At 70.2% G+C, this 12,856-nt stretch carries 11 protein-coding genes; 3 read left to right on the forward strand and 8 right to left on the reverse strand.

The features are described from left to right. Positions 1 to 8: 8 nt before the first annotated feature. Both OGH68_RS35810 and OGH68_RS35815 read left to right on the forward strand, forming a co-directional pair. On the forward strand, positions 9 to 3,248 hold the full coding sequence (locus tag OGH68_RS35810; RefSeq protein WP_264249761.1) for a sarcosine oxidase subunit alpha family protein: 3,240 nt from the start codon (positions 9 to 11) through the stop codon (positions 3,246 to 3,248). Next, positions 3,241 to 3,846: a sarcosine oxidase subunit gamma gene (locus OGH68_RS35815; protein WP_264249763.1), complete on the forward strand. Its 606-nt coding sequence runs from the start codon at positions 3,241 to 3,243 to the stop codon at positions 3,844 to 3,846. The genes OGH68_RS35810 and OGH68_RS35815 overlap by 8 nt, the downstream gene beginning before the upstream one ends. Positions 3,847 to 4,247: 401 nt before the next feature. On the opposite strand, the gene OGH68_RS35820 is transcribed toward OGH68_RS35815, so the two are convergent. The 6 genes from OGH68_RS35820 to OGH68_RS35845 all read right to left on the reverse strand — a co-directional run bounded on the left by OGH68_RS35820 (position 4,248) and on the right by OGH68_RS35845 (position 9,907). Beyond that, positions 4,248 to 5,216, reverse strand: coding sequence for a pyridoxal-phosphate dependent enzyme (locus OGH68_RS35820; protein WP_264249764.1), 969 nt, complete (start codon positions 5,214 to 5,216; stop codon positions 4,248 to 4,250). Further along, on the reverse strand, positions 5,213 to 5,914 hold the full coding sequence (locus tag OGH68_RS35825) for a transcriptional regulator (RefSeq protein ID WP_264249766.1): 702 nt from the start codon (positions 5,912 to 5,914) through the stop codon (positions 5,213 to 5,215). The genes OGH68_RS35820 and OGH68_RS35825 overlap by 4 nt, the downstream gene beginning before the upstream one ends. Further along, positions 5,904 to 6,320 (reverse strand): Rid family hydrolase, encoded by a 417-nt coding sequence (locus OGH68_RS35830; protein WP_264249767.1) that lies wholly within the window; start codon positions 6,318 to 6,320, stop codon positions 5,904 to 5,906. Before OGH68_RS35830 ends, OGH68_RS35825 begins: the two co-directional genes overlap by 11 nt. A 684-nt stretch (positions 6,321 to 7,004) precedes the next feature. Beyond that, positions 7,005 to 8,357, reverse strand: a complete 1,353-nt coding sequence (locus tag OGH68_RS35835; RefSeq protein WP_264249768.1) for an FAD-binding oxidoreductase — start codon at positions 8,355 to 8,357, stop codon at positions 7,005 to 7,007. Between the two features lie 48 nt (positions 8,358 to 8,405). Next, positions 8,406 to 9,158, reverse strand: coding sequence for an SDR family NAD(P)-dependent oxidoreductase (locus OGH68_RS35840; RefSeq protein ID WP_264249769.1), 753 nt, complete (start codon positions 9,156 to 9,158; stop codon positions 8,406 to 8,408). A 104-nt stretch (positions 9,159 to 9,262) separates the two neighbouring features. Next, positions 9,263 to 9,907: an isochorismatase family protein gene (locus tag OGH68_RS35845; protein ID WP_264249770.1), complete on the reverse strand. Its 645-nt coding sequence runs from the start codon at positions 9,905 to 9,907 to the stop codon at positions 9,263 to 9,265. A gap of 252 nt (positions 9,908 to 10,159) precedes the next feature. Here OGH68_RS35845 and OGH68_RS35850 point away from each other — a divergent pair, with 252 nt between their 5' ends. Further along, positions 10,160 to 10,765: a TetR family transcriptional regulator gene (locus OGH68_RS35850; RefSeq protein WP_264249771.1), complete on the forward strand. Its 606-nt coding sequence runs from the start codon at positions 10,160 to 10,162 to the stop codon at positions 10,763 to 10,765. 117 nt (positions 10,766 to 10,882) lie between these two features. On the opposite strand, the gene OGH68_RS35855 is transcribed toward OGH68_RS35850, so the two are convergent. After that, a complete protein-coding gene (locus tag OGH68_RS35855; RefSeq protein WP_319020263.1) occupies positions 10,883 to 11,338 on the reverse strand; it encodes an SsgA family sporulation/cell division regulator in 456 nt (151 codons plus the stop codon). 369 nt (positions 11,339 to 11,707) lie between these two features. Beyond that, positions 11,708 to 12,787 carry an alpha/beta hydrolase gene (locus OGH68_RS35865; RefSeq protein ID WP_264249772.1) on the reverse strand — a complete coding sequence of 360 codons (1,080 nt, stop codon included), beginning with the start codon at positions 12,785 to 12,787 and terminating at the stop codon, positions 11,708 to 11,710. Positions 12,788 to 12,856 lie beyond the last annotated feature (69 nt).

Consider the following 12,856-nt stretch of genomic DNA (forward strand, 5'->3'; position numbering starts at 1 on the left):
GCCTGCCGATGATGCTCATTCCATGCCCCTGGTGCGGACCTCGTGACGAGGCCGAATTCCACTACGGCGGCCAGGCGCACGTGCCCTACCCCGAGGGCCCTGCGGCCCTGACCGACGAGGACTGGGCGCGCTACCTGTTCTTCCGCGACAACCCCAAGGGCCCCTTCGCCGAGCGCTGGAGCCACGCCGACGGCTGCCGCCGCTGGTTCAACGCCGTCCGGAACACGGCGACCAACGAGATCCTCGCCGTGTACCGGGCCGGCGAGCCGGAGCCGCACACCACCCCCTCCGCCGAGCCGCGTCCGGCGCCGACGGCCGGCGACAGGCACGTCGACGGCGGCAGGAGGACGCAGCCCACAGCAGGGGCCGGCAGCCGGCCCACGTTCTCCGGACGGACCGGGACGGCGGACGAGACCACGACCACGACCACGCAGCCCTTCCGCCTGCCCACCGGCGGCCGGGTGTCGCGGAACCAGCCCCTCACCTTCCGCTTCGACGGCGTGGAGTACGAGGGCTACCGGGGCGACACCCTCGCCTCCGCCCTCCTCGCCAACGGCGTCATCCAGGCCGGCACGAGCATCAAGCTCGGCCGCCCGCGCGGCATCTTCTCCGCAGGCGTCGAGGAACCCAACGCCGTCGTCCAGATCGAGGCCCCCTTCCCCGAGCCGATGCTCCCTGCGACAGCCGTCGAACTCTACGACGGCCTGGTCGCGAGCAGCCTGCCCGGCCAGGGCCGCCTCGCCACCGAACCGGACCCCGCCCGCTACGACGCCGTCCACGCACACTGCGACCTGCTCGTCGTCGGCGCCGGACCCGCCGGACTCGCCGCCGCGTCCGCCGCCGCCGGCAGCGGAGCCCGCGTCATCCTCGCCGACGACCAGCCCGAACTCGGCGGCAGCCTGCTCGGCACGGGCGACCTCCTCGACTGGGCGGACGAGACCGGCCGCGAACTCGAAGCCGCTCCCGACGTACGTGTGCTGCGCCGCACCACCGTGTTCGGCTACTACGACGGCAACCACCTCCTCGCCGTCGAGCGCCGCACCAACCACCTCGGCGCCGACGCCCCCGGGCACGTCTCCCGCGAACGCATCTGGCGGATCCGCGCCCGGCGCGTCGTCCTCGCCACCGGAGCCCACGAGCGCTCGCTCGCCTTCGCGGACAACGACCGCCCCGGTGTGATGCTGGCGGGCTCGGCCCGCACGTACGCAGGCCGCCACGGTGTTCTGCCCGGCCGCCGCGCCGTCGTCTTCACCACCAACGACAGCGCCTACGCCGCAGCTCTCCATCTTGCCGAGGCGGGCCTGCACATCGCCGCGATCGTCGACACCCGCTCCGAGCCGGGGGAGTGGGCGCGCCATGCCCGGGAAGCCGGGATCGAGGTGCTGACCGGACATGCCGTCACCGGCACGGAAGGCGACACGCGTCTCACCGCGGTGACCGCCGCCCGCTACGGGGAGTCCACGGCACGCCGGGAGTTCGCCGTCGACCTGCTGCTGGTCTCCGGCGGCTGGAACCCCGTGGCCCACCTCTTCAGCCAGGCCGGCGGCAAGCTGCGCTACGACGACACGCTCGGCTCCTTCGTCCCCGACACCTGCCGCCAGGCCGTCGAGGCCGCGGGCAGCGCGAACGGCGTCCTCCACCTGGCCGGGGCTCTCGCACAGGGCGCCGCCGCCGGCGCCCGCGCCATCGAGGCCGAGAGCTACACCTGTGAGGCGCCCCGCCTTCCCGACGTTGCTGCCGCCGTACCGCAGGCCCCTCCCATGCAGGTCTTCACCGTTCCCGGTGCGACCGGAGCACCCCGATTCGTCGACCTCCAGCGCGACGTCACGGTCGACGACCTGGCGCGCGCGACCGGCTCCGGTCTGCGCTCGGTCGAGCACACCAAGCGCTACACCACGGCCGGCACCGCGGGCGACCAGGGCAAGACCTCCGGAGTCCTGGCGAGCGGCGTCGTCGCCGAACTCCTCGGCGTCGACATCTCCGCCCTCGGCACCACCACCTTCCGGCCGCCCTACACGCCGGTCTCGTTCGCGGCGCTGGCGGGCCGCGGCCGCGGCCCGCTGCTCGACCCGATCCGTACAACGCCCCTGCACGACTGGCATGTCGCGCGCGGCGCCCTGTTCGAGAACGTCGGACAGTGGAAGCGCCCCTGGTACTACCCGCACGACGGCGAGGACATGGAGACCGCCGTGCTGCGCGAGTGCGCCGCCGCCCGCGAGGGCGTCGCGTTCATGGACGCCTCCACCCTCGGCAAGATCGACGTACAGGGCCCGGACGCCGGCGCCTTCCTCGACCTGCTCTACACCAACATGATGAGCACCCTGAAGGTCGGCATGATCCGCTACGGCGTGATGTGCCGCCCCGACGGAATGGTCTTCGACGACGGCACCGTCATCCGCCTGACGCCGGACCGTTTCCTCATCACCACGACCACGGGCAACGCCGCCGCCGTGCTGGACTGGATGGAGGAGTGGCTCCAGACCGAGTGGCCGCACCTGCGCGTGCACTGCACCTCGGTCACCGAACAGTGGGCAACCGTGGCACTGGTCGGCCCGAACTCCCGGGCGGTGCTGGGTGAGCTCGCGCCGACGCTGGGGGTGGACAACGACAGCTTCGCGTTCATGGCATGGCGGGACACGACGGTCGCGGGCATCGAGGCCCGGGTGTGCCGGATCAGCTTCTCCGGCGAACTGGCCTACGAGATCAACGTCTCCCCGTGGCACGCGAGGGCGCTGTGGGAGGCACTGTGCGAGGCGGGCCGGCCGTTCGGCATCACCCCGTACGGCACGGAGACGATGCACGTCCTGCGCGCCGAGAAGGGTTACCCGATCGTCGGCCAGGACACCGACGGCACGGTGACCCCGCAGGACCTCGGCATGAGCTGGGTGGTGTCGAAGAAGAAGCCCGACTTCATCGGCAAGCGCTCCCACGCCCGTGCCGACACGGTGCGCCCCGACCGCAAGCACCTGGTCGGTCTGCTCCCCGAGGACCCCGGCACCTTCCTCCCCGAGGGCACGCACCTGGTCGCCGACAGTGTGCTGCCCGCCCCACCCGTCCCGATGCTCGGCCACGTCACGTCCAGCTACCACAGCGCCGCCCTCGGCCGGACCTTCGCCCTCGCCCTGGTCAAGGGCGGCCGCGACCGCATCGGAGAGCGGCTCTACGCCCCCTTGGGCGACCGACTGGTCCCGGTGACCGTCGCCAGCCCTGTTCTCTACGACCCCGAGGGAGCCCGCCGCGATGGCTGACACCGCCCTTCCCATCCCGCTCCAAAGCCCCCTGACGGATGCCGCCGACCGACTGGCCGCCGCGACCCGCGCTTCCCAGGGCGCGGTCCGACTGGCCGAACTCCCCTTCCTGGCTCAGGTCGACGTCCGTCTCGACGCCAAGGGAGCGGCAGCGGACGCCGTCGGGCTCGCGCTGGATCTCCAACTGCCCCTCGAACCCAACACCGTCGTACGCGCCGGGGAGCTGACGGCTCTGTGGCTCGGTCCCGACGAGTGGCTGGTGGTCGGCCCGCCGGGCAGCCAGAAGGACCTTCAGAGCCGGATCCGCGGGGCCGCCGGTGAGGAGCCCGTATCCGTCACCGACGTCTCCGCCCAGCGAACCACCCTCCTCGTCGCAGGTCCACGCGCCCGAGACCTGCTGGCACACGGCTGCCCGCTCGATCTCCACCCGCGCACCTTCGAGCCCGGACGCTGCGCCCAGACCACCCTCGCCCGCGCCCAGATCGTGCTGGTCGCCCGGGAAGAACCCAGAGCCGGGTTCTGGGTGCTGGTCCGCTCGTCCTTCGCCGGCTACCTGACGGACTGGCTGCTGGACGCGGCCGCGGAATGGACGGCCTGAGGCCGGCGGGCTCGCACGGCAAACTGCCGCACGCCTCGCCGGTTCGACGGTATGACGGCTGCACGGTGCCACAAGGCCGGCGATGCGGTGAACCGCTCCGGGGCCGATGGAGCCTCGGACCCGGAGCGGTATAGACCCGGACGTCGGGCCCACCGGAATCCCTGAGGGCAGCCGTACCCACGCCGCGGGCGGCATGGACGGTCCACTTCAAGGGGCAAGCGACACACAGGCTCACCCGGCACACCGCCTACATCAGCCCCCTGGCCTCAGCCCAGACGGCAGTGTGCTCGCCGCCCACGATGCCAGCGGGGTCGCCCCGTCCGGGACGCCCGCACTGGGAACACCTGATGATGACTCAGCAACACCCGAAACCCGCCCCGGCGGCGACCGACCCATACATTTCAGCCATCGAGGACCTCGGTGAACCGCTGGGCACTGATGTTGCCGCCGGAGATGATGACGCCGATCCTGCGCGGAACGCGGTCGATCCGGTGGGCCAGCAGGGCGGCCAGGGCGCTCGCTCCGCTGGGTTCGACGACGATCTTCATGCGTTCGAAGGCGAACCGCATCGAGTCACGAATCTGATCGTCGTTGACCAGGGCGATGCCGTCCACGAGCCGCTGGTTGAGGGAGAAGGTGAGCTCCCCGGGAATGTCCGCGGCCTGACCGTCGGCGATGGTACGGGGCACCGGGATGGAGACGCGCCGGCCGGCTTCCAGGGACCGCTTGGTGTCGTCGCCGCCTTCCGGCTCGACGCCGATCACTCTCACTCCGGGCAGAAGTCCCTTGGCGGCCGTGGCGCTTCCGGCGATCAGGCCCCCGCCTCCGACGGGCACAATCAGGGCGTCAAGGTCGCCGACCTCCTCGATCAGCTCAAGCGCGGCCGTGCCTTGTCCGGCGATCACGTGCGGGTGCTCGTACGGAGGTATGAGCGTCAGACCGCGGTCGGCGGCGAGCGCTTCCCCGATCGCGACCCGGTCGCCGGTGTAGCGGTCGTAGGTGACGATCTCCGCTCCGTAGTCGGCCGTCGCTGCCATCTTGGAGTGTGGTGTGTCCTTCGGCATGAGGATCACGGCGCTGGTGCCGAGCTCTCGGGCAGCGAGGGCGACGGCCTGCGCGTGGTTGCCGGAGGAGTAGGCGGCGATTCCCTTCGCCAGTTGCTCGGCGGACAGCTGTGACGCGGCGTTGTACGCCCCGCGGAACTTGAACGCTCCGATGCGCTGGAAGTTCTCGCATTTGACGAAGACTTCCGCGCCGCTCAGGCCGTCCAGCGTGCGCGAGCGCAGCACGGGAGTGCGGTGGGCGACGCCTTTGATCCGCACGGCGGCGTCGCGGACGTTCTCCAGGGTGATGTGCGGGGTGTCGGTCATGCCTGTGCTCCATCCTGGTCGGTGCCGACCGTCGCGCTGCGGTCCGGGCCGTTGGCGCCCCCGGTTCTGGCCTTGGCGAGGTAGCTGTAGGCGGAGGCCCGTGAGATGCCGAGTCGTTCCGCGACTTGCTGAGCTGCGCCGCGCACGGCGAAGACACCATGGTCGTCGAGGCTGCTGAACAGCTCCAGGCGTTCACTGCGGCTGAGTTCGGACCACTTCTTGTTCTGCCGCAGTTGGTGAGCGTCGACGATCGCGTCCACCACGGAGCCGATGTCGTTGTCGAACGTGGTCGTCGGCATCGCGGCGGAACCGGTGACGCCGGCGAGTTCTCCGATCAGGGCGTGCGCCTGGTTCACCGCGGTGATGTCGACGTTGACGCACAGCGCCCCGAAGACCGTACCTGCGGAATCGCGCAGAACCATGGTCGACGACTTGACCAGCTTCCCGTCCTGGGTGCGGGTGATGTAGTTCAGCTCGTCGGTCGCCTCGTCGCCACGCGCGAGAATGCCCATGCCGATCTCGCTCATCGATCCGTCGACCGTACGTCCGGTGACCGTGCCCGCGATGGCGACGACGGACCTCTCCGGCCGGCGGAAGTCGTGGACGACCACCTCGCAGAAGGACCCCAGCGTCGTGACGATGCCGTCGATGACGGGGGCCAGCGCCGCGATGATGGCGTCCTGCTCCTCAGTCGACACCGCTTGCCTCCGATGCCACAGGTACCCGGGCAAGAGCCTCGATCTCGATGCAGCCGCCGTACGGCAGTGCCGCCACTCCGACGCAACTCCGGGCGGGGCGCGGCGAGGTGAAGAACCGTTCGTACGCAGCGTTGAGCCGGGCGCGGTCGGCGACGTCGGTCAGATAGGCCACCACCTTGATCACATCGGCGCGGACAGCGCCGGCCGATCTCAGGGCTTCGTCCAAGTTCGCGAGCGCCTGTGCGCATTCGGCCTCGAACCCGCCCGGCACTAGAACACCGGGTTCGCTCACACCGAGGCGTCCGGACACTGCGACCAGATCACCGCTACGGAACGCCACCGAGTAGGGGTGTTCGTCGACTGGCTGCAGTGCGGCGTGGTCGACGTCCGGCTGATTGCCCGCCATCCATCCTCCTCAGGGACGGTCCGGATTCTGTATCAGAAGTCTAAGGCATTGGACAAAAATTCCAAAGTCCCGTGTTGGTCTCCGCCGTGGACGGCGCCCGGCCCGGTCACGAGAAAGGTGCTGGCACGGTGAACCCGAGCGGTGCAGGCCGCCGGTGCGGGTGACGCAGACCTGCAGACGGCCATGTCGGCCGTCGGCTCCGGCGACCGATGCTTCGAGGTGACGCGTCTCGGGCGGCTTTCCTGCACGGCGGCTTCTGCCGTCGAGGTCATGGGCACGGCTGCCGGTTCCGCCCCGGCAGAGGCTGCCGGTTCCGCCCCGGCAGAGACGGCAAGAAGACTCGCGCCGGGCGTGGAAGCGGTAGAGGGGACGACCGCGGACATTCCGTCTACTTAACGCCCTCTGAGAGACCCTCGCTTCCGGCTGTGGCCCGCCGTCCACCCGCCGACCGGCCGCGAGGGATACCGGCCACCGCTGAAATGGCGGACAGCGGAAGGAAGCGATTGTCGTCGCCCCTGTGGGCTCCACGCCCCGGGCGCCCGAGGTGGGGATGGACTGGAACTCGGTGAGGTGTGTGCTGGGCGTGGTTGTCGGGCCTCTCCGCCGGAGTACGGGTGGTGGGTGCGTTGACCGGGGCGCGGTCCGTGTCGATGTGTCGCCCCTGGGGGCTGCCGTCGGCCGGGGTCAACCGGGGAGGTCCGCCGACGGCAGGGCGAAGTTGTTGTCGAAGACGTGGTCGCGGTCGTAGCGCGACTTGAGGAGCACGAGCCGGTCCAGCACCGCCCCGGGGAAGGCGTCCTGCAACTGCTGTCGTCCGGTGCCCGTTTCGAAGCTCAGGTAGAGCCCCTTCAGGTGCGGGTGAAGCCGTTCCCAGTACCGGTCCAGGTTCTTGCGCCCCGTCGGCACGGTGGCGGCCATCAGCGAGAAGTTCTGCGTGCGGTGCGCGTAGGCTGTCGCGGTCGAGGGCGTGTCGTTGACCGCTCCGCCGACGGACCGCAGCTGCACCATGGGAGCCCTTCCGGTCACCAGCACCGACGCGATGGCCGCGGCGGCGGGCTCGGTGAGGTGCTCGAGCAGCCCGGACCGCGACACCGTGAGCGGCTGCTGCGCGTACTGCGCCGCGTGCGTGGCCGGCAGCAACTGGTGGTACGGGGTGACGAAGGCCTGGTTCTGCAGCACGGGTCCGGCGGACAGCACGGGTGCGAGCGCCTCGCGCGCAGTCTCGGGGTCCGCCCCCGCGTGCACGGTCATCGCCTGGGCGACGGACTGTCCACCGGGGCCCGACATGAGCGTCAGGAAGCTGGTGACCGTTCGGGGCGCCGCCTCCACGGCGGCCCCCCACCGGGTGAGGAACGCGGCTGTGTCCCCTGCGTCGAACGTGGTGACCGCGGCGATCACGTCGCCCACCGGCTCGGCCTGGAACTCGAAGGCCGTCGCGACCCCGAAGTTGGCTCCCGCGCCGCGTACGGCCCAGAACAGGTCCGGGTCGTGTTCGGCGTCGGTGCGCACGAGGGAGCCGTCCGCCAGAACGAGTTCGGCGGCGCGCATGTGGTCGATGGTCAGGCCGTGCAGGCGGGACATGAGGCCGATACCGCCGGTGGTGGCCAGCCCGCCGACCCCGACGTCCCCGGTGTCTCCGGAGGACAGGGCCAGACCGTGGGGCGCGAGCTGGGCGGCGACGTCTCCCCAGCGGGCTCCCGCTTCCACGCGGACCAGTCCGGATCTGGCGTCGAGCACCTGCACGGCGTTGAGACCGGAGAGGTCGACGACGATGCCGCCGTCGTTGGTGGAGCGGCCGCTGATGCCGTGGCCGCCGCTGCGCACGGTCAGGGGGAGCTGTGCGGTGCGGGCGTGGGCCAGGGCGGCTGCGATGTCCTCGTGATCGCGGACGCGTATCACGGCGGCCGGTGATCCGGTGCGGGTATAGGTGTGCCGCACGTTGTCGTAATCGCTGTGGCCCGGCCGGATCGCGACCGCGGCGAGACTGTCGGGAAGGGGCAGCCGAGAGGCCGGCGGTGAGCTGTCGATGGTGTGCATGGATGCCTCCGCGGACTCCGTACGGGGACGGGGATCCGCACGTGTTCTTTACTGGGGTGGGGTGGTCCGCACGCCGTGGGCGCGGGTGATCAGGTACTGCAGCGGGGCGTCGGCGTACGCGCCGCTGCGGGCGATGAGCCGGCCCGCGTGCTGCCCGAGGTCCTCGGCGCTGAACCAGCCGGGGTTGTCCGCTCCGATCGCGGCCCGTGGACGGGTGCGGATGGGGCCGATGATGAGCTCGTACACGCGCGGGCCCGCACCGTTCAGTTCCGCGTGCAGCGAGCGCACCAGCGACTTCTTCGCCGCGTTGGTGGCCCCCACGAGGGCGGAGAACGGATAGGGGATGTCCGCGCTGAAACCGCTCAGATGCACCAGCGCTCCCTCTCGGGACAGCAGGGGGGTGAGCGCCCGCAGCGCGTGGAAATGGCTCGTCAGGTTGGAGGCGATCATTTCCTCCCACTCACGGTCGGAGATGTCGAGGATGCCGGTGCGCTCCGGGCTGCCCCAGTCGCCGATGGTGATGACGGCGCCGTCCAGCGCGCCGTATCCGGACAGCTGGGCGCGCACCGATTCGCTGTCGGCGTCGCCGACATTGACCGGGTGGGTGATCAGGGTGCCGGGCCCGGCTTCCTTGACGTGGTCGGCGAGGCCGGCCAGTCGTTCCTCGCTGCGGCCGGTGGCCACGACGGTGGCTCCCTGGCGAAGCAGCGCGAGGGTCATTCCCTCGCCGATGCCGCCGGTCGCGCCCGCCACCAGAACGGTCCGCCCGGACAGCAGCCGGTCCTCCTGTATGTCGCTCATGAGGCGCTCTCCTCTCTGCGTGGCGGGCCGAGACCCGCTATGGGGTGGGTATGGATGGGTGCGTTGACTGGCCGGTACTCGCGGGTGCTCGCGCCGCCGCAGCCTCAGGCGGCTGTGGCGGTGCGCTTGCCCAGTTCGACGGCGTTGCCGAAGGACCGGGCGCCCATGGCCATGGCCGGGACGTTCTCCTGCATCAGTCGCATTCGGTGCGGGGCGTCGTGGAACGTGGGGTCGAGCTGGAACTCGGCGGCCATGGAGAACCAGGTCACCGGGACGGCACCGGCCTGGATCATGCGCTGCACCGCCGCGTTGTGGGCCTCGAGCGAGGGGCTGGCGGAGGCGTCGACCGCCAGGTGCACGCGGTAGCCCTCGCGCAGGCCGCCGAGCACGGTCTGCAGCACGCACCCGTCGGTGGCGATGCCGCCGATCACCAGGTTCTGTCGGCCCTCCGCCCGGACCGCCTGGGCGAACGACTCGTCCAGGAAGGAGTTGAAGTCGACCGCACGCTCGATGACCGGCTGGTCACCGAGGGCCTCCAGCAGCTCCGGGTACAGCGGGCCGGACGGCTTGGTGGACTGGCCGTTGGTCACCACCAGGCCGCTCTCGTACCACTTCGCGGTCTTCGCCAGGCCCACGACGTTGTTGATGTGCTCCGCGAGGTCGTGGGAGCGCAGGAGGTTCGCGAAACCGACGGCGTAGTCGACGAGGACGACGGTGGTGTTGGCCGGGGTGAGGGGCTCAGGAGCCATGACTGGCCTTCTTTCTCTTGTGGTGAACGGCAGCGACGGTTCGGCCGCCGAGCAGACCGAGCAAGCCGACTCGATGGTGACCGTCTGGTCATTAGCGAAGGTAGCCCCTCGAGCTTTTAATGTCCAGGTGGTCACTTAAAAAGTTTCGACCGCTCGGGGTAAATGGGGCCGATTCGTGCAATTAGGCAGCTAGATTCCCATGTCTAGTGACCAACCGGTCAGCGTGCTGGTAACCTTTTGTATACTTTCGGGATGGACACGCCACCCACGAACCTCCCCGACCAGGACGCCACTCCGGCCAAGAAGCGCAGGCGGGACCCTGCGGCAAGCAGGGCCGCGATCCTCGAAGCCGCCCGCGCCGCCTTCGCCGAGCGCGGCTACACCAAGACGACCGTCCGCGGCGTCGCACGCCGGGCCGGAGTGACCCACGGCCTGGTCCTGCGGCACTTCACATCCAAGGAACAGCTGTTCCTCGCCGCGGTGCCCAGCCCCCGCACGCTCATGGCGGAAGTGGCCGGCGACCCCAAGACCTTGCCGACGCGCATCGTCCGGTCCTACGTCCGGCGCGTGACCGAGAGCGGAGGCAGCGACCCGTTCGTGGCCATGCTGCGTGCGGTGGCCTCGGAGGAGGAGACCGCCAAACGGTTGTTCACCGCGATGCAGCAGGACAGTCTGGAGATGTACCGGCAGGTGATTCCGGGCCCAGAACTGGAGGAGCGTGTGGCGTCTGTGGGCGCCTACCTCACCGGGGTGACGTTCTCCCGGTACGTCTTCAAAAGCAGACCCCTGGCCGAGATGTCGGACGAACAGCTCGTCCGGCACCTCATCCCCAACCTGCGCAGCATTCTGCTGGACTGATGACGGGTACCGCCTGAGCACCTTCGCCGCGAGAGCGTCTTCGGTGTCCGGCTCCGGTCGGCCCTTGCTGCCCTGTCGCCTCGGCGAGGCGAGCGCGAAGGGCCGTCGACGTTGCGGTCAGTGGTCCTCGAGCGGGTTGGCCACCAGCGCGTCCCAGTCGAGACCGGTGAGTTCCTCGCCGGGCGGGACCAGGTCGTATGTCTCGAAAAGCCAGTCCTCCACCCGGTGCAGGTCCAGTTCGAACAGCACCCGCATGCCGCAGCGCTCCAGGCGCAGGCGCAGCATCGGCCGACCTCTGCTGATCCTCGGCCAGACCCGCACGTCCCCGATCCCCGTCGGCGCCAGCAGGCCGTCGTGGAGAAGGTCACGGCCGATCTTCCAGGTGACGGGAGGCCCGATTGCTGGGCGGAAGGTGACCGAGACGATAAGAGGATCATTGCGATCGAAACGGAACTCGGCTCGAAGCGGACTCCGTTGGGAGTCCCAAACGATCCGGAAGATCTGCAGTGACAGGGGGGCCACCCCGTTCGAATTCGGCCCTGGGGACCAGGGGCCAGGCAGGTTCTCCATCATGAGTTCGACTCTCTGGTGCGATTTCTTCTACGGAATGCTTCCTGCGGCACCACCGCCCTCTCTCGGACACGCCCCTGACGCGTACACGCAGGGCCCTGGGACGGCCCGGGGCCCTGCGGACGCGACGGTGCCGGTGAGGGTCAAGCAGTAGTGACGGTCAGTCGGTGCCGAGCGCCGTGCGCAGGGTGCTGATCGCCTGGGTGATCGCGGCCTCGGCGGCGCGGGTGTCGCGCGGGGCGTTGAGCATGACGAAGTCGTGGATGATGCCCAAGGCGCCGCGTCCGGCTGCGGGGAGTCTGGGGCGCGGCCACGGAGAATGTTGGGGGTGCTGCCTGGGGCGGCCCGGTGGGCCGGGCCGCCCGGCATGGGTCAGGAACCGTTGTGGAGGTCGGCGTAGAGGAAGCGGTTGGCCTGGTCGACGGCCGCCTTGGCGGCGTTGGTGTTGGCGAGGGCGTTGAGCATGGCGAAGTCGTGGATGGTGCCCTCGTAGCGGACGGCGGTGACGTCGTTGCCCGCGGCGCGGAGCTTGGCTGCGTATGCCTCGCCCTCGTCGCGCAGCACGTCCGCCTCGGCGGTGATGACCAGGGCCTTGGGCAGGTCCTTGAGCTGGTTGAGGTCGGCGCGCAGCGGGGAGGCCAGGATCTGCTTGCGGTCCTTGGCGTTCGGGGCGTAGGCGTCCCAGAACCACTTCATGGCCTTGCGGGTCAGCCAGGGGCCGTCGGCGTACTGCCGGTAGGACGGGGTGGTGAAGTTGGCGTCGGTGACGGGGTAGAAGAGCATCTGCCCGCTCAGCTTCGGTCCGCTGCGCTGCTTGGCCATGAGCGTGACGGCAGCCGCCATGTTGCCGCCGACCGAATCGCCGGCGACGGCGACCTTTGAGCCGTCGACGTCGATCTCGCTGCCGTGCTCGGCGACCCACTTGGTGGCGGCGTACACCTGCTCGATGGCAATGGGGTAGCGGGCCTCGGGCGAGGGCGTGTAGTCGACGAAGATGACGGCGGCGTGGGCACCGTTGGCGATCTGCCGGACCAGCCGGTCGTGGGTGTTCTCGTTGCCCAGGACCCAGCCGCCGCCGTGGACGTACATCACGGCGGGCAGCTTGCCGCTCACACCCGCCGGCCGGACTATGCGGAGGTTCACCTTGCCGGTGGGGCCGACGTTGATGGTGCGGTGGGTGATGTCGGCCGTGGGCTTGGCGACGGGCCCGGACTGGGCGCTGTCCAGGGCCTTGCGGGCGTCGGCGTAGGACAGGGTGTAGATCGGCGGGTTCTTCGCGGCGGCGTCGGCGAAAGTCTGGGCGTCCTTCTCCAGGGCCACGGTTCGGTGCGTGGCGGACGAGGATGGGGTGGCGGAGGCGGTGGCGTTGACGCTGATCGTGACTGCGGTGACAAGTGCGACGGCGGCGGCGACGGCCGCCTTGCGGCTGGTGCGAACAGGGGTGGTGGACATGGAGAACTCCTGGTGCGGTGGTGATGAAGAGGGCGCCGGCTTGCGCACCTTGGCCACGAGGTGGCCACG

The organism is Streptomyces peucetius (genome assembly GCF_025854275.1).
Lineage (GTDB): Bacteria > Actinomycetota > Actinomycetes > Streptomycetales > Streptomycetaceae > Streptomyces > Streptomyces peucetius_A.